Origin of the sequence: Streptomyces sp. ALB3 (assembly GCF_044385685.1) — a bacterium.
In the GTDB taxonomy this organism is placed as follows: Bacteria; Actinomycetota; Actinomycetes; order Streptomycetales; family Streptomycetaceae; genus Streptomyces.
The window spans coordinates 269,969-291,292 of sequence record NZ_JBISCE010000046.1; the positions used below are offsets into that span (position 1 = coordinate 269,969).

Here is a 21,324-nt window from a genome sequence, read left to right on the forward strand (position 1 = left end):
GATATCGTGCGGCATGCTCGCCATCCAGTTCGACCGCTTCGGCGGTCCGGAAGTGCTCCGCCCCGTGGAGCTCTCCGCTCCCGTGCCAGGCCCGGGGGAGGTTCTCCTCACCGTCGAGGCCGCCGGGGTGAACTTCGCGGACACCCATCTGGTGGACGGCTCCTACCTCGGCGCGGACGCCCTGCCCCACGTCCCGGGCAGCGAGGTCGTGGGCCGCACGCCTGACGGCAGGCGGGTGGTCACCCGGGTCGCGCACGGGTACGCGGAGCAGGTGGCCGCCAGGGAGTCCGGCCTCCTGGAGATCTCCGAGGAGCTCGGTGCCGCCCAGGCCCTCGCCCTGATGACGCAGGGGCTGACCGCCTGGCACCTGCTGCGGTCCGCGGCCCGGCTGCGCCCCGGCGAGAGCGTCGTGGTGCACTCCGCGGCGGGTGGCGTCGGCAGTCTCGCCGTCCAGCTGGCCCGGGAGTTCGGAGCGGGCCGGGTACTCGCCCAGGTCTCCACCCCCGCGAAGGAACGGCTCGTCCTGGACCTCGGCGCCGACGCGGTGATCACCTACCCCCTCGCGGAGAAGGCCGACGTCGTCCTGGACGCCGTCGGCGGGGACCTCTTCGACCGTGCCCTGGACTCGCTGGCGTCCTTCGGCCGGCTGGTGAGCTACGGCAACGCCGCCCGCACCGGCTTCACACCGGTGGATCCGGCCCGGCTGGGCCGTCTCAACGCCTCCGTCGTCGGTTTCTGGCTGCGCCCCGCACTCGCCGCTCCGGGTGCGGTCGGCGGACCGTTGAAGGAACTCTTCGCCCTGGTCGCCGAGGGCCGCCTCAAGCCGGTCACCGGCGGCAGCTACCCGCTCGCCGAGGCCTCCCGCGCCCACGAGGACCTGCTCGCACGCCGGACCACCGGAAAGGTGGTCCTCACGCCCTGAGCAGACCCGGCGGGACTAGGGTGGCCCGATGCCTTCCCTGACCTCGCGCCCGCCGGGGCCGGCCGCCGGAACCGGAGCCCGGACCGCCGCACCGCCCCGCCCCGGTCGTGACCCGTTCTTCGACAACGCGAAGTACCTGGCCATGGTCCTCGTCGCGATGGGTCACAGCTGGGAACCCCTGCCCGGCAGCGGGCGTGTGGTGGAGGCGGTCTACACCTTCGTCTACACGTTCCACATGCCGGTGTTCATCATCATCGCCGGTTACTTCTCGCGGGGCCTGGAGCTGCGCTCCGACCGGGTGTGGAGGCTCGTCACCAGCCTGGCCGTGCCCTACGCCGTCTTCGAGATCGCCTACACCCTCTTCGAGCGGCTGACCGGCTCCCCCGCCTTCCCCCTGAGCCCCCTGACGCCGTACTGGCTGCTGTGGTTCCTGCCGGCCCTCTTCCTCTGGCGCCTCACCACCCCCTTCTGGCAGACGGTCCGGTGGCCGGTGGCGGTCGCCCTGCTCATCGCGGCCATGGGCGCGGTCTCCAGCAACATCGGCGGGGACCTGCACCTCCAGCGGATCCTGCAGTTCCTGCCGTACTACGTCCTGGGCCTCCAGCTGCGGCCCGCGCACTTCGACCTCGTACGCCGCCGCGCCGCGCGCGTCGCGTCCGTCCCCGTCTGCCTGGTGGCCCTGGCCGCCGCGTACTGGGCCGTGCCGCGCACGACGACCTCGTGGTTCTTCCGCCGGTACGGCGCCGAAGAGCTCGGCTCGCCCGCCTGGACGGGCGCCCTGGTGACACTGCTGCTGTTCGCCTGCGCGCTCGTGCTCAGCGCCTGCTTCCTCGCCTGGGTGCCGAACCGCAGGCTGTGGATGACCGCGCTGGGCGCGGGGACGCTCTACGGCTACCTGCTGCACGGCTTCGTCATCAAGGGCGCGGTCAAGGCGGGCCTCTACGAGGCGGACGTCGTCTCCACCCAGCCGGGCCGGATCCTGGTGTCCGTCGCCGCCGCCGCCATGGTCACGGCTCTCTGCAGTCCCCCCGCCCGACGGGTGTTCCGGTACGCCGTCGAGCCCCGGCTCGACTGGGCGAGGAAGCCGAAGCCCGCGCCCTCGCCCTGAGGCCCCGGACGCACCGCACCCCCGGGCCGGGAAGGCCTCGGGGGTGCGGGCACGCGGGACGGTGCGGCGGCTCAGGCGTCGCCGGGTGTCCCCAGCAGGGCGGACGCGTTCTCGAGCGGCGTGAGGGGCGGCGCCGCGGGGGCGGGCACCTCCGCCGGCCGGCAGGTGAAGCCGAGACGCGTCAGCGCCCTGGTCACCTCGCCGGCGGTGAAGTCCCGGCGGTCCTGCCGGGTGATGATCTCGCCGACCTGCTTGACGGGGTAGACGCGGCGGCTGATGACCACCGCGTCACCGGTGACGGGTTCGGGCTTGACGCCCTTCATCGATTCCTCGACCTCGTTCTTGAAGAGGTCGAAGGGGAAACGGGCGATGACGCAGCGCATGGTGCCTCGACAGGGTGATCGTGGAGAAAGCCGGACAGGGTCGGCCGGGCTCCCGGCCGGGTGACTACGCGGCCTTGTTGGACCGGCGCTGCGCCGCCGCGGCACGCGCCTGGGGCGTGGCCGTGTTGGCGTTGGAGCGACGCCCCTGACCGGGACGCGCGCCGCGGCGGCCCCGGGGACCGGTACCGCTGCTCCTGCGCTCCGTCACCGGCGAGGTGATCGTGACGGGCACACCCGACGGTGCCTGGGCCCCTGTGATGCGGTTGAGCTCCGCCTCGCCGGAGCGGACCTGGGCGATCTGCGGCGTGATCCCGGCGTCGGCCATGAGGCGGGTCATCTCACGACGCTGGTTGGGCAGCACCAGTGTGACGACGCTGCCCGACTCCCCGGCGCGGGCCGTACGGCCGCCGCGGTGCAGGTAGTCCTTGTGGTCGCTCGGCGGGTCGACGTTCACGACCAGGTCGAGGTTGTCGACGTGGATGCCCCGGGCGGCGACGTTCGTGGCGACCAGCACCGTGACGTGACCGGTCTTGAACCGGTCCAGGGTGCGGGTGCGCTGCGGCTGGGACTTGCCGCCGTGCAGCGCGGCAGCCCGCACACCGCTGTGCAGCAGGTGGTCGGTGAGCTTGTCCACGGCGTGCTTGGTGTCCAGGAACATGATCACCCGGCCCTCGCGGGCGGCGATCTCGGTGGTCGTCGCGTACTTGTCGGCGCCCTGTACGTAGAGCACGTGGTGCTCCATAGTCGTCACCGCACCCGCCGCGGGGTCCACCGAGTGGACCACCGGGTCGTTGAGGTAGCGGCGGACCAGCAGGTCCACGTTGCGGTCCAGGGTGGCCGAGAACAGCATCCGCTGACCGTCGGGCCCGACCTGGTCCAGCAGCTCGGTGACCTGGGGCATGAAGCCCATGTCGGCCATCTGGTCGGCCTCGTCGAGGACGGTGATGGCGACCCGGTCCAGCCGGCAGTCGCCGCGCTCGATCAGGTCCTTGAGCCGGCCCGGAGTGGCGACCACGACTTCGGCGCCACCGCGCAGCGCGCTGGCCTGCCGTCCGATCGACATACCGCCGACGACCGTGGCCAGCCGGAGCCTGAGCGAGCGGGCGTAGGGGGTGAGCGCGTCGGTGACCTGCTGGGCCAGTTCCCGGGTGGGGACGAGGACCAGGGCCAGCGGGCGCCGCGCGTCGGCGCGGTTGCCCGCGGTGCGGGCGAGCAGGGCCAGGCCGAAGGCGAGCGTCTTGCCCGATCCGGTGCGGCCGCGGCCCAGGACGTCCCGCCCGGCGAGCGAGTTCGGCAGGGTGGCGCCCTGGATCGGGAACGGCACGGTCATGCCCTCGGAGGCCAGCGCCGCCAGAAGGGGCGCGGGCATGTCCAGGTCCGCGAAGGACTCGACGGCGGGCAGCGCGGGGGTGATGGTCACCGGCAGGGCGAACTCGCCCGTGACGGAGGAGGAGCGGCGGCCGTAGCCACCGGAGCGCTTCGGTCCGCCGGACCGGCCCTGAGAGCCAGGGGCTCCCTGCCTGCCGGACCCCGCCGAGCGGAATCCGTTGGCGGTGCGACTGCCGGTGGAACCGCCGGAGCGCGTCCGGGCGAATCGGTCGTTCGTGCGAGCTGTGCGATCGCGGTTCAAAGAAGAACCCTTCCCTCGAATGGCACGTATCGAGGGATTCTTTCCGGGCGGCTGCAGCCATGTACGGCGCCAAGAATCGCAAGAACGAGCCGATGAATAACGAAAAAACGAAGTCCGTCCGCCGGGTGAACCAGTCGGATTCGGCACTCCATATGACTGCGGATAACCGTACGCGTCATGACGCGTACCCACCGGGAATTACTCCACCGGTGTGACGGCCGTGACAACGGCCGGGGAAAACACAACGAGCTGGGACCCGCACCCCAAGGTGCGGGCCCCAGCTGCGCCGTACGCCTGAGTGATCAGGCGGGGGTGATGTTCTCCGCCTGCGGGCCCTTCTGGCCCTGCGTGACGTCGAAGTTCACCTTCTGGCCTTCCTGCAGCTCGCGGAAGCCCTGGGCGGCGATGTTCGAGTAGTGGGCGAAGACGTCAGCGCCGCCACCCTCCTGCTCGATGAAGCCGAAACCCTTTTCCGCGTTGAACCACTTCACGGTGCCAGTAGCCATGTCATATCTCCTTCGGGGCGTTGCCCGTGGGCCCACACTGTGCGAGCCCTACGTCGCCGCAAATGATTGCCCCGTCCGGAAGAGACCGGAAATACAAAAGTGCGCCCGCCGGGGTGAACCCGACGAGTGCACTTGAAGTTTTGGGAACCACAACTGCAACTGAGATCAACAGTAGCACGATTCGGGCACAAGTGAGCTGTACGCCATATCACTATGCCTTCGCTCCATCCTGCGAGGCATAAACTCTGACTGCGCTTTGCGCGTATTTCTGTGCCCGCCGAAACAGATATGCGTCCGTACGCCGGTCAGGAATCGGTGCCGCCCCGGCCGGCCGCGGGCCGCCGCAGTTGCTCGTTGAGCCGCAAGGCCTCCTCGAGCTGGTCCTCCAGGATGACGATGCGGCAGGCCGCCTCGACCGGGGTGCCGCCGTCCACCAGTTCACGGGCCCGGGCGGCGATGCGGAGCTGGTAGCGGGAGTACCTGCGGTGGCCCCCCTCGGAGCGGAGCGGGGTGATCAGACGGGCCTCGCCGATCGCCCTGAGGAAGCCGGGCGTCGCACCGATCATCTCGGCGGCCCGACCCATCGTGTACGCGGGGTAGTCGTCGTCGTCGAGACGGTCCGTGGGCTGCGACGGGGACTCCGGGGGCATCTGCACCTCTTCTGCTGCGCGCCGGGCCACCGATATGGTCCAGCTGCACGAGAAAGCCTAGGCGTACGGAAAAGTCATGTCTAACGCCACCGGAACAGGTTTCGGTCTTTCCGGGCGCCGTCCGGGCCGGGACGGCCTCCCGCGCGGGGCTGGCCGGAAGCCCTCCGTAGCCGCCCGGACACCCCAACGGCACTGACCGACCGGTCAGTTGTCGGCGGACCCGTCACCGGTCATACTGCACGGGTAGCCCTTCACGCATCCCCCGTCGTGAAGGGCTACATGTATGCGCGGGCACCGGCGTCCCGGCCCGCACGGCCCCGTGAGACCCGGAGCACACACGTGCGCGGGTGCGGCGGCCCTCGCCGTGTGCGGGTCGCACGTCGCGCTGCGTGACCACCCGATGGCCCGCGCGGTCGCCGGCGCGGCGGTGGGTTCGGCGACGGGGGCCGGCTTCCCGCCCGTCCGGCCGTCGGGCCCCGCGCCCGCCCGGGCCCGATTGCGGAGCCGCCCGGGAGCCGGTTACGTGGACCGGGGGCGCAGCGATGTCACCGGGAGGCAGGACACATGTCCAGGAAACCCGCGAACTCCAAGGCCGGCCTGCTCCTGAGCCTGGGCAGCAGCGTGATCGCCGTCGCGCGCGCCGTCAGGCAGCTGCGCCGGGCCAGGACAACCCAGGGAGGGCTGACCGCCGCGAACACCGTGACGGGCCTCCTGCCGCTGCTCACGTCCGCCGCGATCGTCCTGCGACGACTGCGCGGACGGTCCCGGCGGCACTCCCGCTGAACGGGCCGTCCCGCCCGGGAGCGCTCCCGGGCGGGAAGTAGGCGGCAGCGCTCTCAGACCGTCCCGGCCCGCGCGTGCGCCCTTCCCCGCAGCCGTTCCAGCACCCGGGCGCTCAGCAGTTCGTACTCCTCACGGAGGCGTGCGATCTCCGCCGGACGCTCGACGACCACGCCCCCGGACACCATCTCGTGCGGAGCGAACTGCTCCCGCGTCAGGTCGATCTCCAGGAGCGGGCCCAGCCGGTTCCACCAGTGGTAGTCGACGCGCTCGCCGTCGACCCGCACCTCTCCCCGGACCAGCTCCCCGCCCAGCAGGTCGTTGACCACGAGCGCGGTGACGCCGCACTGGTCCCGGGCCGGGTTACCCGGGTCCCAGTGCGCCCGGTGCACGGGGGTGGTGGTGTCCGCGCCCCAACTGCTGCGGATCGCGGCTTCGATGTCGGTGAGGAGAAGAGGTCCCATGACCGGGATGCTCGCACCCGCCACTGACAACGCCCCCGCGGCGAACGGGCCCTGAGGGCTGTCCCGTCGTCCCCGGCGGGTGCACGACGACAGCTACGGCACCCCGCCGTGTTGTCGGAACGCCCGGATACATCCGGTGTGCGGACGTCCCTCCGCCTTGCGGCGTAGCGCATCCGACGCCGCGCGCCCGCTGATCCACCAGGGATCACGGGGCGGCCCTCAGTAGCCGCGGCTCCGTGAGACGAGTACCGCGATGTCGTCCTCGGCCGTCTCCGCGAACCGGTCCACGACCTCGTCCAGCAGGTCCTGGAGCCGGCCGCTCGCCGGCAGGGTGAGCCGCGTGAGCCGCCCGATCGACACGTCGATGTCCTCGCCCCGCCGCTCCACCAGCCCGTCGGTGTACATGAACAGCACCGTCCCCGGCGCGCAGGGGACCACCGTCGTCGTGTACCCGCCGAGACCCGTGCCGAGGGGTGGTCCGACGGGCATCCGTGCCACCCGCGCGTGGCCGGCCCCCGGGTCGATGAACACCGGGGGCGGATGTCCCGCGCTGGCCACCTCGCAGACTCCTTCCCGCCGGTCGACGACCGCGATCAGGCATGTCGCCGCCCGGTCGAGGCCGGACTGTTCGACGGCCTTGTCGAGGCGGGCCAGTACACGGTGCGGCGGGAGGTCGTCCTCGGCCATGAGCCGCAGCATCGAGCGGTAGTTGCTCATGGCGACGGCCGCCTCCACGCCGTGGCCCATCACGTCGCCCATCACCTTCATGTGGCGGCCCCCCTTCAACGGGATGGCGTCGAACCAGTCACCGCCGACCACGGCCCCCTCGCCCGCCGGAAGGTACAGGGACGCGATCTCGATGCCCGGGTCGGGCCCGCGCGGCTCGGCGAGCAGGGACCGCTGGAGCTCCCGGGCGACGTGGTGCTCGTGCGCGTAGCGGTAGGCGTGGTCGACGTCGACGGCCGCACGGCCCGCGAGCGTCCGCGCGACCACGACGTCCAGCCCTTCGGTGAACGGCGGTGAGTCCCCGGCCCGCAGCAGGCTGAGCGCCCCGAGCGGTCGCCCCCGCGCGGTGAGCGGCACGACGACCGCCGAGTGCAGGCCGACGGCACGGTAGGCCGCGGCCCGCTCGGCGGCGTCCGCCGCACGGCCGGACCGCTCGTCGCCCGCCAGGTTCTCGATCACCGGCTCGTCGGCGGCCAGGCAGCGCGGCACCGCCGCGTCCTCCTGGTAGTCGATGTCCGAGCCGGACTCACCGAACCGGGCCAGGATTCCGGCGAGTTCCGGGGTCGACGCCACCCCGGCGCGCCGCAGCCGCAGCACCCCGGCCGGCGGCTCGCGCCGTCTGTGCCCGTCGTCCTGGGGAATCATCTCGACGACGGCCGCGTCGGCCATCACGGGCACCATGAACTCCGCGAGTTCCTGACAGGTCGCGTCGACGTCGAGCGTCGTGCCGATGCTGACGGCGGCGTTGTCGAGGAGCGCGAGGTAGCTCCTGGCCCTTCTCAGCTCGTCCCGCTGGTCCCGGGTGGCCGTGACCTCCTGGGCGATGCCGATCAGTCCCCTGACCCGCCCCTCCTCCTCGACACGGTGCAGGGCGACACGCCAGTACCGCCGCTCGATGACGGAGTCCACCCAGGTCTGCCCGCTGGTGGTGATCTCGCGGGACCGCCCGTCGGCCAGCACCTGGCGCATGACGTCCGTCCGCACGTCCATGTCCGGCAGCACCTCGGCGACACTCCTGCCGAGGTGCGCGGCGGCCGGGACGCCGTTGAGCCGTTCGAGTGCCGGGTTCACGTACACGTAGCGCAGTTCCGTGTCGAAGACGGCCACCCCGGCCGGGCTGCTGCCGATCAGCGCGGCCAGCGCTGCCGCGTCGGGGCGCGGCGGGTCGGCGTGCTCTTCGGCCTGCAACGGAGCCTCCCGAGGGATACGTGCCCGACGTGTGCGGAGCGGTCGGCCCTCACGGGCCGTCCGGCACCCGGTCCTTCATCGTTTCCCGCCCCGCCACGCCCCGCATCTCCGCGGGCCGGGCCCGCCGGCGTCGAGCCCGTCCAGCGACAGCGTGCCCTCGGAGGCCGCGGCACCCGGCGGCAGTCCGAACGCCGCCTCGACCCGCTTCGGCACCGGTGTCAGTCCCAGCAGTCCGGTCACCAGCAGGCCCGCCAGATGGTGCCAGGCCGGCGCCCGGCGGATCATCGCGTGGTCACTGCCCGGGATCGTCACCAGACAGGTCCGGGCACCCGCGCGGCGTGCCCTGGCCATCAGCGACTGGGACGCGAGAGGACTCGTCACCCGGTCCCGGGTGCTGTGCAGGAGGACGACGTCCCGGCCCGCGAGCTGCGTCACCGGATCGCCGGGCGGACACCACGGGGCGAGGCCCACCACGGAGCGGACCAGCGGGTGGCCCGCGGCGTGGAGGGCGGCGCGGGCGCCCATGGAGTGGCCGAGAAGGACCACGGGGATGTCCCCCGCCTCACGCCGCAGCGCGTCCAGCACCCGCAGGACGTCGTGCAGGGGGTCCTCGCGGAAGCCGTTCCAGCCCCGGTGCGTGTAGCGGACCCGCTGGACGCGCACACCGGAGTCCCCGCGTACCGCTCGGGCCACCACGCGCGCGACCGGCAGCATCCGCAGACCGGGCAGGTTCAGGGCTCCGGGCGCCGGCGCGGCCAGGCCCGTCTCGTATCCGCCGTGGAGGACGAGCACGGCTGCCGACGGCGGTCTTCCGGCCACACGTACCTCCAGACAGGTGTGCGGGGGCCGACGCCCTCGCACTCCCCCCGTGTTCGGGCCCGGAAGGCCCGCGGACGGGGCGAGCGTGTCGATGCGTCAGACGTGCCGTTCACTGTACGGGGAACGGCCCCCTCACCTACGCGACCCAAGGAGTGCGGACATGGCGGCAGGACCCCGGATCGGCACGAGCGCACCGGACTTCACCCTTCCCGGCGGCACCCTCGCCGACGACGCCTTCGAGCGGCGCGACTTCACGCTGTCCGCCGCGCGCGGCAGGGCCGTCGTCCTCGCCTTCTATCCCGGTGACGACACGGCGGTCTGCACGAAGCAGCTCTGCTCCTACTCCTCCGGCTTCGAGACCTTCGAGGGCCTCGGCGCCGAGGTCTGGGGAATCAGTCCACAGGGTGTGGACAGCCACGAGTCCTTCGCCCGCGGGCACGGTCTGCGCATGCCGCTGCTGGCCGACACGGGGCGGGAGGCCGCCAGGGCCTACGGGGTCGCCGCTCCCGGCATCGGCGTACGCCGGTCCGTGTTCCTGATCGGGCCGGACGGCGTGCTGCGGTGGAAGCACGTCGCTCTGCTCGGTGCCACGTTCCAGTCGCTCGACACCCTCGCGCAACATCTCTCCGGCATCGGAACTCCGTGAAAACTGCCGGACTCCGGCAGTACCCCCACAACGCCCTTCATGGGACCATTCAGCCAGTTCGACGGAAGCCTGTCGGGGGACAGCGAACACCGGGGGAGTGATCACGTGACCGTTCTTCTCGGTCTGGGCATCGCGGGGATAGCGCTGCTCACCCTCTCCCTGATCTTCGACGGCATCCTGGAAGGGCTCCTCGGTGACGCGCTGGGCGGGCTGCTGAACGGATTCTTCGACGGCCTGCTCTCGCTGCCGGTCATCGCCGGCTTCCTGTCCATGCTCGGCTTCGGCGGCGCGATCGTGCTCGGCACCACCGGTGCCGGCATCCCCGTGGCGCTCGCGGCCGGTGCCGCGGCGGGCCTCGTCGCGGCCTGGCTGACCTGGAAGTTCAGCCAGGCCCTGATGCGGGACCAGACCACGGCCACACCACGCGGTGACGATCTCGTCGGCACCTCCGGGTCCGTCGTCACGCCCATCCCTGCCGACGGCTACGGCGAGGTGCTGCTGCGACTCGCGGGCCAGACCGTCAAGTTCTCCGCGAAGAGCGCCGTCCCGGTGGAACGCGGCGCGGAGATCTGGGTGGAGTCCACCCTCTCGACCACCGCGGTCACGGTCCGCCCCGTCGAGCGCTGACCATCACCGACACACAGACGCCTGTCCGAAAACCCGTACAGCCGAACACACTGCCGTCCCGTCGGGAGGGCAGGGGGGAACCGCTCATGAGTCCAGTAGTGATCGCCATCATCGGAATCGTCGTACTAGTCGTTCTCCTGGCCCTCGCCGTGATCACCCGGTACAAGGTCGCGGGCCCCAGCCAGGCCTTCATCATCACGGGCCGCCGCGGCAAGAAGTCCACCGATCCCGTGACCGGCCGCACGAGCATCGACAACAGCGGTCAGAAGGTCGTCGTCGGCGGCGGCGTCTTCGTCGTGCCGTTCGTCCAGCAGAAGTTCACCCTGGACCTCTCCAGCCGGCACATCCCCGTCGCGGTGCGCGGCGCCGTCACCCTGCGCGGGGTGAAGTCCAACCTGGAAGGCGTCGCGATCGTCAAGGTCGGCGGCAGCGAGGACGCGATCCGCGCGGCGGCCCAGCGCTTCCTCCAGCAGCAGAACGGCATCGTCGGCTTCACCCAGGAAGTGCTCTCCGGCGCCCTCCGCGCCATCGTCGGCCGCATGTCCGTCGAGGACATCATCCGCGACCGGGCCGCGTTCGCCGGCCAGGTCGCCGAGGAGGCCGAGGCCAGCCTCTCGGGTCAGGGCCTCATCCTGGACGCCTTCCAGATCCAGGACATCACCACCGAGGGCTCCTACCTCGAGGACCTCGGCCGCCCCGAGGCCGCCCGCGCCAAGCAGGAGGCCGACATCGCCGAGGCCATCGCCCGGCGCGCCTCCGAGCAGGCCCGGCTGAAGGCCGCCGAGGAGATCGCCGTGGCCGAGCGGACGTTCTACCTCAAGCAGGCGGAGATCAAGGCGGAGACGGAAGCCGCGGCTGCCAAGGCCAACGCCGCGGGCCCGCTCGCGGAGGCGGCCCGCCAGCAGGAGGTCCTCGCGGAACAGGAGAAGGTCGCCCAGCGCCAGGCGGCCCTGACCGACCGCGAGCTCGACACGAAGGTCCGCAAGCCCGCGGACGCCGCCCGCTACCGGGCTGAGCAGGAGGCCGAGGCCCGACGCATCGCCCAGGTCAAGGAGGCCGAGGCCGACGCCGAGCGCTCGCGCCTGACCGGTCAGGGTGAGAAGCTGCACCGCTCCGCCCTGGCCGAGGCCGTACGCATCGAGGGCGAGTCCGAAGCCGCGGCCATCGCCGCGAAGGGCGCCGCCGAGGCCGAGGCCATGCACAAGAAGGCCGACGCCTTCGCCCGGTACGGCGACGCGGCCGTGCTCCAGATGCTGGTCGAGGTGCTCCCCCAGGTCGTCGCCAAGGCGTCCGAGCCCCTGAGCGCCATCGACAAGATGACGGTCATCTCGACGGACGGCGCCGGGCAGCTGTCCCGCACGGTCACCGACAACGTGGTCCAGGGCCTGGAACTCCTCAACTCCACCACGGGGGTCGACCTGGGCGCCCTGCTCCGGAATCTGCAGGGCAAGGCGGGCGGCCCCGCGCCGACGGTCCCCGCCCCGGCGCCGGACGGCGAGAAGATCGAGATCAAGGACTGACCGGACGTCCTCACGTGCCCGGCCGGGCATCCGTTCGTCCGGCCGGGCACAGCCGTGTCCACTCCCCCCCCACGGCGCCCGGGCGGCAGGCGACGCGGCACCTCGAGCGGGGCCCCGACCGGTCGGCGGCCCCGGCTGCTGGCCGTGCCGGGGGCCCGCACGCCCGGGGCGGCCTTCAGCAGACCACCGCTACACCGCGTGCCGCGAAGACCTCCTCCTTGCCCGGCACGGCGACCATGTCGGCGCCCAGCACCCTCTTCAGGTTCGGCAGCAGAGGCAGATCGTCCAGCGAACGGACGTCGAAGAGGTCGTCCTCGCCGTCCCAGACGGGAGAGCACTCGTAGAACACCTGGTTGCCGCCGTCGAGGACCAGCTCGTCGACCGTCGCCAACAGCTCGTCGCTGATCTCCAGCGCCTCGAAGTACGCGCGTGACTCCTCCAGCACGGTGTGCTCCCAGCCGTTCTCGTACACATGGGAGTACAGGTCGTCGACTCCCCGGGCACGGAACCGCTCATCGATGCTGAACGCGGGCGTCAGCGTCTCGTCGCCGTACATGAGCGCCTCGACGACCATCAGCTTGAAGTTGAAGTCCTTGAACTCAGCCATGGCGGCATGCAATCACGTCGCACCGACAGGGCGGCCCGGCCCGTGGCCGCGTCCGGCGCACCGTTCAGGCATCCGCCTTCGAGGGCGAGCCGGACGGCGACCCGCGCAGTTCGTCGTTGATGCGCCGGGCCTCCTCGAGCTGGTCCTCGAGGATGACGATGCGGCAGGCGGCGCCCACGGCCATCCCCTCGTCGACGAGTTCGCGGGCCCGTGCGGCGATCTTCAGCTGGTAGCGGGAGTACCGCCGGTGCCCGCCCTCGGAGCGCAGCGGAGTGATCAGGCGCTCGTCACCCAGAGCGCGCAGGAACGCCGGTGTGGTGCCGAGCATCTCTGCGGCCCGGCCCATCGTGAAGGCGGGGAAGTCGTCGTCGTCCAGACGGCGGAAGGAAGCATCTGCGGGCATTTAACCTCTCTCGGAACGCGCTGGAGGGGCCTTGGTGCCATATGGCACCAAGGCCCCGAAGGAAACTGCTACACCATCTGCCGGCTCGAGTACTACGCCGGCTCTCTGTGTCCGCACTGCCGCCCGACGCGCGGTCGGGGATGCGGGGATCGCGAATGCGTGACCGGAGACCACCTGCCTGTCGATGTCCTGCGGTACCCGGGTCAGTACAGATCCGCCCGGGCGATCCTGATGGTGTTCACATCCTCCGTTCTTCCCTCTGGATCAACGTGCCGGTACTGCTGTGGCGGCCCCTCATCACTGCGGGCCACCCGGTCCGGCCGTCAGTCCCGTCACCGTCTGCAACAACCCTGGCTCCGGAACTCCACCGCCGCACCGTCCTGCGGAATTCGTCTGCTGCCCGGCAGTGCGTCCCTGCCGGGCCTTTTCGATCCCTTGGCTACGAGGAAGACGTTAGTCCGGCAGAGCGCGGATGTCTACCCTCGCCATGACAGATTTCCTGATCGGCTGAGCGCCGTACTTCTGCACCCCCTGTCGGCCCATATCTCCGGCCGGTCACGGCCGGGGGTAGTAAAAGCCGCCGGAGCGGGCATCCGGTCTGTCCAGGGAAAAGCGGAACAACCGATCACAGGTGGGGTACGCGCATGACCGACACGACGATGCCCGAGACCGCGACGGCCCCCGCACGGACCGTGGTGCGGGGCGACAGCACGGACAGCATCCACTGGGCCCGCAGGGCGGCCCGCACCTTCACCGACCGTCTCTCCCCCGCACCGGACCCCGACCTGGCCGACACCCTGGTGCTGGTGGTCTCCGAGCTCGTCACCAACGCGCTGCGCCACGGCGGCGGCCGGTTCACCCTCCGGCTCTCCTCGGCCCCCGGCACCGTGACCGCCGCCGTCAGCGACCCCAGCCCCGCGCCCCCTCGCGGGCGGACCCCCGACCTCGACGGCGGCACAGGGGGCTTCGGATGGCACATGGTCCGTCGTCTCACCCAGGCCCTGACCATCACACCCGGGCCGGGCTCCGGGAAGACCGTCCGCGCCCAGCTCGCCCGGTGATCCGCAGAGGCAGCGAAGAGCACCGCTCCCGCACCCGGTCGCGCCCATGGCGGCCGGGTGCCGACGTGTGCCGCGGCTCCCGCCGTGTGCTGCCGCACCGGCCCGGGTGCCCCTGAAGCACCCATTCGGGGGATTCCACGGCCGGATAAGGTAATGGGCGAATAAAAAGCTGATCAAAAGCGTCGCCCTGCCGCCGCGTGTCCCTCGGAGGAAGCCATGGGAACCCACCGCACGTCGCTGCCCGGAGTCGGCGTCCAGTACGACTACACGACCGAGTCGGGGCAGCACATCTCCGTGGTCGTGCATCACGACGGCCGGCGGTTCCTGGGGTTCTACGAGAAGGACGACCCGGATTCATGCGTGCTCTCCGTACCCCTGACCACCAGCGAGGCCACCGGGCTCGCGCACCTCATCGACGCGGCGCCGATCGACGCCGTGCGCACCGAGGGGATCGATCTGGTCACCGAGCACATCCCGCTCGGAACCCGTTCCCCGTACGGCGGGCGGCTGCTCGGGGACACCAGGGCACGGACGCGGACGGGGGCCTCGATCGTGGCCGTGCTGCGCACGCACAGCGCGCACCCCTCGCCGGGTCCTGACTTCCGGCTGGCCATCGGGGACACGCTCGTCGTCGTAGGCACACGCGAGGGCGTCGACACGCTCTCCGAGATCATTGCGGAGGGCTGACCGTGCATGACACGACTGCACTGCTGGTGGAGCTGGGCTCCGTCATCCTGGGGCTCGGCATCATCGGGAGGTTCGCCGGGCGGATAGGCCTCTCGCCGATCCCGCTCTACCTGCTGGCCGGGCTCGCGTTCGGCGAGGGCGGTCTGCTGCCGCTCGGCGCCAGCGAGGAGTTCACCGCCATCGGGGCGGAGATCGGCGTCATCCTCCTCCTGCTCCTGCTCGGGCTGGAGTACAGCGCCTCGGAGCTCGTCACCAGCCTCAAGACGCAGTACCCGTCCGGGGTCGTCGACTTCGTGCTCAACGCGACGCCCGGCGCGGCAGCCGGTCTGATGCTGGGCTGGGGTCCCGTGGGGGCGGTCGCCCTGGCCGGGGTCACATGGATCTCGTCCTCGGGTGTCATCGCCAAGGTGATGACCGACATGGGGAGGCTCGGCAACCGCGAGACGCCCGTCATCCTCGGTGTCCTCGTCATCGAGGACCTCGCCATGGCCGTCTATCTGCCGCTGCTCACCGCGATGCTCGCCGGTGTGGGCCTGGCGGGCGGCAGCATGGCGCTGCTGATCGCCCTCGGCACCGTCGGGTTCGTCCTCTACCTGGCGCTGCGCCACGGCCGGCTCATCAGCCGGGCGGTGTCGTCCGACAACCCGGAGATGCTGCTGCTCGTCGTCCTCGGGCTCACCGTCCTGGTGGCCGGGGTGGCGCAGCAGCTCCAGGTGTCCGCCGCCGTCGGCGCCTTCCTCGTGGGCATCGCCCTCTCCGGCGAGGTCGCCGAGGGCGCGCGCAAGCTGCTGACGCCGCTGCGCGACCTGTTCGCAGCCGTGTTCTTCGTGTTCTTCGGACTGTCCACCGATCCGGCGGAGATCCCGCCCGTCCTGCTGCCCGCGGCACTGCTGGCGATCGTCACTGTCTTCACGAAGATCGGCACCGGCTGGTACGCCTCCCGGCGGGCCGGGATCGGCCCGCGCGGCCGTTGGCGGGCGGGTGGCACCCTGGTCGCGCGCGGGGAGTTCTCGATCGTCATCGCCGGTCTGGCCGTGGCGACGGAACCGCGGATCGGGCCCATCGCGACCGCGTACGTGCTGATCCTGGTGATCGCCGGGCCGCTCACCGCGCGGTGGACGGAACCGGTCGCGTCGAGGCTCCAGGCGGCGCTCGCCGGCAGGCGGAGGAAGCCGGCCGTCGCGGCCGGTCAGCCGATGCCCTCGCACGACGACCTGACGCCGGAGCACGCCGGGCGCGACTCCGACTGACGGGGCGCCGGCGGGGTGGAGCGGAACAGCCGCGCGGAGACCACGAGGGCACACTCCGCTCCACCCCGCCGCCTCGCGAGGCCGGCACCCGCCCCCGGAGCCGGACCGGCCGGGGAAGGGGGCCGGCGGCGGGTCAGAGCTCCTTCGCCGGCCAGTCCAGCAGCCGGGCGCCGATCACCGCCGTCTGGAGCGCGTAGCGGTGCATCGGGTCGGACGGGTCGGACCCGGTCAGCTGATGTATCCGCTCCAGCCGGTAGGTGAGAGCACGCACGCTCAGCGACAGTCTGCGGGCGGTCTCCGCGGCGACACAGCCCGCGTCGAAGTACACGGACAGCGTCCTCAGCAGTGGCTCCGCACCGCCCCGCGCCTCCCTGAGCGGACCGAGCTCGCTGCGCACCAGATCGGCCATCGCCTGCCGGTCCCGGGTCAGCACCGGGTAGACCAGCAGGTCGGCGGCGTACAGCACCGGGTCGTCCAGCTCCATCCGAGAGGCCAGATCGAGCGCCTCGAGCGCCTCGTCGTACGAGTGGACCACTCCTCCGGGCCCCCGGTGCGGGCGGCCGACCGCGACCTGGTGGCCGTCCGTGGCGGCGTGCGCCTGCTTGGCGAAGTACCGCAGGACGTCCGGCTGGCTGCCGGGGGCTATGCAGACGAGGCGTCCGTCCTTCGTCGTGAGCAGGATCTTGCGGCCGCTGAAGCGCGCGAGCATCGCCGACTCCACGCTGCGGGGCACGGCGTCCGACTCGGTGTACGCCTCGGGGCCCGCCGCCACCGCGACGGCGTGGGCGCGGGAGAGCCGCAGCCCGAACCGGCTGGCACGCTCCGCGAGCCTGCCCATGTCACTGCGCCCGTACAGCAGGTCGTCGATGAACTCGCGCCGCGCCGCTTCCTCGCGCCGCACGGTGAGGCGCTGCGCCCGCTCGAAGCCCTCCGCGAAGGCGTCGACGGCCTGTTCGACGGCGCCCAGCACGGCGTCGGCTGCGGACGCGCCCGCCACGGCGTGCGGCCACGCGGTGCGGGTGGCCGAGAGATGCCGGTTCACCAGGGCCCTCAGCTGATGTCCCGCCTCCGCGGCCTCCCGGCCGAGGGCGCGCCGCGTCTCCAGTTCGTCCCGGGTGAGCCGGCGGCCGGTCTCCGCCACCTCCGCCAGGATGTGGGCGTAACCCTCCAGGAACCTACCGGGGATCTCGGGCTCCGCCACCGCGCACTCCTTCACACATCAACAGCACTGTCATCCTCCCAACGCCCGAGGACGGATGCCGGTGCCCGGCAGGCGGGACCCGCGAAGCCTGCCGGGTTACGGCAGTGCGCCCGGGCCGCCCGGATGACACGATTCGTTCAGCAACACACGGGGGAAGTACGGGGGTTACGGGGGATCACGGGGGAAGGAGCCGGCTGCTGCGCGCCGTTCGCGGTGTCGCGGCGCCGGCGTCCCCGCCCACCCGGCGCCGGCCGTCCCCCGGGACCGAACGGCGTCGCAGGGGGTGGACCGGATGACCGACATCGTTTCCGCGGCAGTCACCTTCCCGGCCGTCGTCTTCGGTGCCGCACTGGTGGTCGTCGTCTGTTTCTGGCTCCTGGTGCTGGCCGGAGCCGCCGCGCACGACTCCTTCGACACCGACCTCGACAGCGAGGCGGTCGGATTCGGCGGGTTGCCCGTCTCCGTCTCGGTGTCGCTGTTCGTCCTCATCGCCTGGCTCATCGGCCTGACCGGATCGTTCCTCGTGCTCCGGGGCGGAACCACCGGCACCCTGCGGGCCGTGTTCCACCTCGTCGTACTGGCGGGGGCGCTCCTGACCGCCTGGTGGGCGGTCCGTCTGCTCGCACGCCGCCTCCGGCGGTTCTTCACCGCTGATCCGCCCCCGCCCCGGCAGGACCTCCCGGACCGGATCCGCGCGCCGTGGGACGCGGGACGCGCCCCGCGTCCGCCCTCCTCGCCGCCCGGGCCGTCGTCCTCCCGGTGAGCACGGCCTCGCGGAACGCGGTGCGCGGCGCCGCGGACACCGGGACGGGTGTCCACGCCCCCGTCACGCGATGATCACCGACACGCCCGACCGAACCGGAGGGACCAAGGCATGCTGGGTTCCGTGTCCACACTTCCTCGTCAGCCCCAACGCCCCCCGGACAGCGGCCACATGGTGGTCTGCGGTGACGACACCCTCGCCCGCAGGCTCGCCGTGGAACTGCGGTACGTGTACGGGGAGCGGGTCACTCTGCTGGTCCCGCCGGGCCGTGACACCAGCAGGCCGGAGCTGCCGCTGACCCAGCGCGCCCGGGCGGGCGCCCTGTTCGGGCGCATGTCCGCGGCGATGAGCCGCAACGGGGCGGGCAGCGGCGGTGACGGCGACACGAACGCCGGAGTCGAGGCCGTCCGCATCATGGAGGCGCACGAGCCCTCCGACGACGTGCTGGAGGAGGCGGGCGTCGACCGGGCCGCCGCGCTCGCGCTCGTCTACGACGACGACGAGCTCAACATCCGCGCCGCTCTGACGGCCCGGAGGCTCAATCCGCGCCTGCGCCTCGTCATCCGCCTCTACAACCGCAAGCTCGGCCAGCACCTGGAGGCGCTGCTCGACCAGGCGGCGGCCGTCTCCATGCCCGGTCTCGACCCGGCCGCGCTGGACGCCGCCACCACCGTCCTGTCCGACGCCGACACCGCCGCACCCGCCCTGGCGGCCACCGCGCTGACCGGCAGCAGCAAGGTCATCCAGGCCGAGGGCCTGCTCCTGCGGGCCGTCGAACGCACCCCTCCCCGGCCGGGTGAACTGGCCGATCCCGGGCTGTGCACCCTCGCGCTGCTCTCCTCCACCAGTCAGGACCCGGCCGGGGCCGAGGGTTCCGACAGCAGTGGCGCGGAGGGGCCGCAGCTGCTTCCCGACCTGGCGACGGTGAACGCCGCCACGGGCCGGGGCACGATCGTCCTGGAAGCCATCCGTCAGGCGGGGCAGGACCGGGCACCCGCCCGCATGGGAGGCAGGGGCGCGCCACTGGGCCAGGTCTTCTCGCGGAGGCTGCGCTGGTCGGCACTGGGGGTCGCCGCCGCCGTCGTCGGCCTGGCCGTCGCCTCGGTGATCACCACGGGTGACAGCCCGCTGCACGCCGCCTACCTGACCCTGCTCGACCTGCTGGCGATGGGCGACCCGGCGGTCGAGGGCTCCGACCCCGCGTCCCGCCAGGTCATCCAGCTCCTCTCCGGCATGGCGGGTCTCCTGCTGCTGCCCCTGCTGGTCGCCGCCGTCCTGGAGGCGTTCGGCTCGCTGCGCACCGCGTCGTCGCTGCGCCGCCCCCCGCGTGGTCTGTCCGGCCATGTGGTCCTGCTGGGGCTGGGCAAGATAGGCACGAGGGTCCTGGTGCGGCTCCGCGAGCTCGACATCCCCGTGGTGGTGGTCGAGGAGGACCCCGAGGCGCGCGGCATCCCACTGGCCCGCAGCCTGCACGTCCCGACGGTCCTGGGTGACGTGACCCAGGAGGGCGTACTGGAGGCGGCGAAGATCCGCCGGGCCCACGCCCTGCTGGCCCTGACCAGCGTCGACACCACGAACCTCGAGGCCACGCTCTACGCCCGCTCGGTGAAGCCGGACCTCCGCGTGGCACTGCGCCTGTACGACGACGAGTTCGCCACCGCCGTCTACCGCACCCTGCGTACGGCTCACCCGGGGGCCCTGACCCGCTCCCGCTCCGTGTCCCATCTGGCCGCGCCGTCCTTCGCGGTGGCCATGATGGGCCGGCAGATCCTGGGCGCGGTCCCGGTGGAGCGCAAGGTGATGCTCTTCGCGGCCCTCGAGGTGGCGGGCCACCCCCAGCTGGAGGGCCGGACCGTCGAGCAGGCCTTCCGGGCGGGCGCCTGGCGGGTCCTGGCCCTGGACGCCACCCCGCCCGCCGACCGCGTCCCGGACCTCGCCGCCGTGCCGCCGTACGACCCCCGCGCCCCGACGGGTCAGGGGGCGCCGGACCGGCCCGCCGGCCTGGTCTGGGATCTGCACCCGGGTTACGTGCTGCGGCGTGAGGACCGGGTGGTGATCGCCGCGACCCGGCGCGGGCTGGCCGAGCTGCTGCGCGGGCGGCGCCCCGTGGCCCGCCCCTGAGCCGTGGCTCTCCCCTGCGGGGCCGGGGCTGGGAACGGAGCGGCGGGTGACGGGGTCAGCGGAACATTCCCATCGCTTCCCGCACCTCCCCCAGGGTCGCCTCGGCCACGGCGTTCGCCCGCTCGTTCCCTTCCCGCAGCACGGCCCTCACGTAGGCCATGTCCTGCGCGTACTCCGCCCGCCTGGCACGGATGGGGGCCATGCGCGCGTTGACGGCCTCCGTCACGGTGCGCTTGAGCCCGGCTGCGCCGGCGTTCCCGATCTCCTCCGCGACCTCGTGCGGGTCGCGGTCGAGGCAGAGCGCCGCCAGCAGTACCAGGCTCGACACCCCGGGCCGCCGGGCCGGGTCGTAGGTGATGTGCCGGTCGGCGTCGGTGGTGGCGCCCCTGATCAGCCGGGCGGTCCGGTCGGCGTCGGCACTCAGGGCGATGGCGTTGCCACGGCTCTTGCTCATCTTGGTGGCGTCGGTGCCGAGCAGCAGCGGCGCGGCGGAGAGCAGCGCGTCGGGCTCGGGGAACACGTCTGCGTACCGCTCGTTGAAGCGGCGGGCGACGGTGCGGGTGATCTCCAGGTGGGGCAGCTGGTCCTGGCCGACGGGCACGAGGTTGCCCTTGCAGAACAGGATGTCGGCGGCCTGGTGCACCGGGTAGGTGTACATGAGACCGCTGACGGCGGCCTGCCTGGAGTGCGCGATCTCGTCCTTCACGGTGGGGTTGCGGCCGAGCTCGGCGACGGAGACGAGGGACAGGAACGGCAGCAGCAGCTGGTTGAGGGCGGGGACAGCGCTGTGGTTGAAGACCGTCGTACGGGCGGGGTCGATCCCGATGGCGAGGTAGTCCAGGAGGAGCCCCTCGACGTGCTCGGTGAGCCGCTCGGCGACGTCCCGGTCGGTGAGGACCTGGTAGTCGGCGACGAGCACGAAGACGTCCACGCCGAGGTCCTGGAGCCGCACCCGGTTGTGGAGGGTGCCGAAGTAGTGCCCGAGGTGCAGGGCACCGGTGGGTCTGTCCCCGGTGAGGACGCGGAAGCGGCCGGGTTCCGCGGTGAGCTGCTGCTCCAGTTCGGCGCTGCGGCGTACGGCGGGGCTGATGGCCAGGCCGTCTGCGGTCAGGGTCACGGGGCTCTCCTCGCTGGCGGTGTACGCGTGGAGGACGGCCCGTCGCAGGGTGCCGGGGCGAAGTGAAGGGCCGTCCGATGTCGAACGGCCCTCGTTCCGCGCAGATGCGGGTGGCCGCTCCTAGGAGGAGCGCCACCAGTTCCGG

At 72.2% G+C, this 21,324-nt stretch carries 21 protein-coding genes and 1 pseudogene; 11 read left to right on the forward strand and 11 right to left on the reverse strand.

Going from position 1 to position 21,324, the window contains the following annotated elements; translation table 11 throughout:
* Positions 1–13 precede the first annotated feature (13 nt).
* Entirely contained in the window at positions 14–922 is a 909-nt protein-coding gene (locus tag ACHFIV_RS31225) for a zinc-binding alcohol dehydrogenase family protein (protein ID WP_398975962.1), read from the forward strand.
* Positions 923–950: 28 nt separating this feature from the next.
* Positions 951–2,030, forward strand: coding sequence for an acyltransferase family protein (locus ACHFIV_RS31230; protein WP_398975964.1), 1,080 nt, complete (start codon positions 951–953; stop codon positions 2,028–2,030).
* 71 nt (positions 2,031–2,101) lie between these two features.
* On the opposite strand, the gene ACHFIV_RS31235 is transcribed toward ACHFIV_RS31230, so the two are convergent.
* The 4 genes from ACHFIV_RS31235 to ACHFIV_RS31250 all read right to left on the reverse strand — a co-directional run bounded on the left by ACHFIV_RS31235 (position 2,102) and on the right by ACHFIV_RS31250 (position 5,199).
* Positions 2,102–2,413, reverse strand: a complete 312-nt coding sequence (locus ACHFIV_RS31235) for an SCO5918 family protein (RefSeq protein WP_398975966.1) — start codon at positions 2,411–2,413, stop codon at positions 2,102–2,104.
* A 64-nt stretch (positions 2,414–2,477) separates the two neighbouring features.
* Positions 2,478–4,043 (reverse strand): DEAD/DEAH box helicase, encoded by a 1,566-nt coding sequence (locus tag ACHFIV_RS31240; RefSeq protein WP_398975968.1) that lies wholly within the window; start codon positions 4,041–4,043, stop codon positions 2,478–2,480.
* Positions 4,044–4,345: 302 nt separating this feature from the next.
* Entirely contained in the window at positions 4,346–4,549 is a 204-nt protein-coding gene (locus ACHFIV_RS31245; RefSeq protein ID WP_031090619.1) for a cold-shock protein, read from the reverse strand.
* A gap of 305 nt (positions 4,550–4,854) precedes the next feature.
* The gene (locus tag ACHFIV_RS31250; protein WP_398975970.1) at positions 4,855–5,199 is read right to left on the reverse strand and encodes a MerR family transcriptional regulator; all 345 of its coding nucleotides are present in this window, start codon (positions 5,197–5,199) and stop codon (positions 4,855–4,857) included.
* Between the two features lie 564 nt (positions 5,200–5,763).
* Between ACHFIV_RS31250 and ACHFIV_RS31255 the strand changes: the two genes are divergently transcribed.
* Positions 5,764–5,982 carry a hypothetical protein gene (locus ACHFIV_RS31255; RefSeq protein ID WP_398975972.1) on the forward strand — a complete coding sequence of 73 codons (219 nt, stop codon included), beginning with the start codon at positions 5,764–5,766 and terminating at the stop codon, positions 5,980–5,982.
* Between the two features lie 53 nt (positions 5,983–6,035).
* Here ACHFIV_RS31255 and ACHFIV_RS31260 read toward each other — a convergent pair whose 3' ends face one another.
* From ACHFIV_RS31260 to ACHFIV_RS31270, 3 genes are all read right to left on the reverse strand, one after another.
* Positions 6,036–6,443 (reverse strand): YunG family protein, encoded by a 408-nt coding sequence (locus ACHFIV_RS31260; RefSeq protein WP_398975974.1) that lies wholly within the window; start codon positions 6,441–6,443, stop codon positions 6,036–6,038.
* Between the two features lie 219 nt (positions 6,444–6,662).
* The gene (locus ACHFIV_RS31265) at positions 6,663–8,357 is read right to left on the reverse strand and encodes a SpoIIE family protein phosphatase (RefSeq protein ID WP_398975976.1); all 1,695 of its coding nucleotides are present in this window, start codon (positions 8,355–8,357) and stop codon (positions 6,663–6,665) included.
* 75 nt (positions 8,358–8,432) lie between these two features.
* Complete coding sequence (locus ACHFIV_RS31270) at positions 8,433–9,176, reverse strand: alpha/beta hydrolase (protein WP_398975978.1); 744 nt, start codon at positions 9,174–9,176, stop codon at positions 8,433–8,435.
* Between the two features lie 160 nt (positions 9,177–9,336).
* Here ACHFIV_RS31270 and ACHFIV_RS31275 point away from each other — a divergent pair, with 160 nt between their 5' ends.
* The 3 genes from ACHFIV_RS31275 to ACHFIV_RS31285 all read left to right on the forward strand — a co-directional run bounded on the left by ACHFIV_RS31275 (position 9,337) and on the right by ACHFIV_RS31285 (position 11,969).
* Positions 9,337–9,822, forward strand: coding sequence for a peroxiredoxin (locus ACHFIV_RS31275; RefSeq protein WP_398975980.1), 486 nt, complete (start codon positions 9,337–9,339; stop codon positions 9,820–9,822).
* 105 nt (positions 9,823–9,927) lie between these two features.
* A complete protein-coding gene (locus tag ACHFIV_RS31280) occupies positions 9,928–10,449 on the forward strand; it encodes a hypothetical protein (protein WP_398976599.1) in 522 nt (173 codons plus the stop codon).
* A gap of 86 nt (positions 10,450–10,535) precedes the next feature.
* The gene (locus ACHFIV_RS31285; protein ID WP_398975982.1) at positions 10,536–11,969 is read left to right on the forward strand and encodes a flotillin family protein; all 1,434 of its coding nucleotides are present in this window, start codon (positions 10,536–10,538) and stop codon (positions 11,967–11,969) included.
* A 175-nt stretch (positions 11,970–12,144) separates the two neighbouring features.
* Here the strand turns inward: ACHFIV_RS31285 and ACHFIV_RS31290 are convergent, their stop codons facing one another.
* Both ACHFIV_RS31290 and ACHFIV_RS31295 read right to left on the reverse strand, forming a co-directional pair.
* Entirely contained in the window at positions 12,145–12,576 is a 432-nt protein-coding gene (locus ACHFIV_RS31290) for a DUF6892 domain-containing protein (RefSeq protein WP_398975984.1), read from the reverse strand.
* A 64-nt stretch (positions 12,577–12,640) separates the two neighbouring features.
* Positions 12,641–12,979: a MerR family transcriptional regulator gene (locus ACHFIV_RS31295; protein WP_398975986.1), complete on the reverse strand. Its 339-nt coding sequence runs from the start codon at positions 12,977–12,979 to the stop codon at positions 12,641–12,643.
* Between the two features lie 644 nt (positions 12,980–13,623).
* Here ACHFIV_RS31295 and ACHFIV_RS31300 point away from each other — a divergent pair.
* The 3 genes from ACHFIV_RS31300 (at position 13,624) to ACHFIV_RS31310 (ending at position 15,977) form a co-directional block, all read left to right on the forward strand.
* A complete protein-coding gene (locus ACHFIV_RS31300) occupies positions 13,624–14,040 on the forward strand; it encodes an ATP-binding protein (protein WP_398975988.1) in 417 nt (138 codons plus the stop codon).
* Positions 14,041–14,256: 216 nt separating this feature from the next.
* Positions 14,257–14,727, forward strand: a complete 471-nt coding sequence (locus tag ACHFIV_RS31305) for a cation:proton antiporter regulatory subunit (protein WP_398975990.1) — start codon at positions 14,257–14,259, stop codon at positions 14,725–14,727.
* Positions 14,728–14,729: 2 nt separating this feature from the next.
* Positions 14,730–15,977: a cation:proton antiporter gene (locus tag ACHFIV_RS31310; RefSeq protein ID WP_398975992.1), complete on the forward strand. Its 1,248-nt coding sequence runs from the start codon at positions 14,730–14,732 to the stop codon at positions 15,975–15,977.
* A gap of 133 nt (positions 15,978–16,110) precedes the next feature.
* Here ACHFIV_RS31310 and ACHFIV_RS31315 read toward each other — a convergent pair whose 3' ends face one another.
* A complete protein-coding gene (locus tag ACHFIV_RS31315) occupies positions 16,111–17,178 on the reverse strand; it encodes a PucR family transcriptional regulator (RefSeq protein ID WP_398975994.1) in 1,068 nt (355 codons plus the stop codon).
* A 292-nt stretch (positions 17,179–17,470) separates the two neighbouring features.
* Here ACHFIV_RS31315 and ACHFIV_RS31320 point away from each other — a divergent pair.
* Both ACHFIV_RS31320 and ACHFIV_RS31325 read left to right on the forward strand, forming a co-directional pair.
* Positions 17,471–17,869 (forward strand): annotated as a pseudogene (locus tag ACHFIV_RS31320) (hypothetical protein); the annotation flags it as partial.
* Positions 17,870–18,052: 183 nt separating this feature from the next.
* Positions 18,053–20,062 carry an NAD-binding protein gene (locus ACHFIV_RS31325; RefSeq protein WP_398975995.1) on the forward strand — a complete coding sequence of 670 codons (2,010 nt, stop codon included), beginning with the start codon at positions 18,053–18,055 and terminating at the stop codon, positions 20,060–20,062.
* 55 nt (positions 20,063–20,117) lie between these two features.
* Here ACHFIV_RS31325 and trpS read toward each other — a convergent pair whose 3' ends face one another.
* Positions 20,118–21,179 (reverse strand): tryptophan--tRNA ligase, encoded by a 1,062-nt coding sequence (trpS, locus tag ACHFIV_RS31330; protein ID WP_398975997.1) that lies wholly within the window; start codon positions 21,177–21,179, stop codon positions 20,118–20,120.
* Positions 21,180–21,324 lie beyond the last annotated feature (145 nt).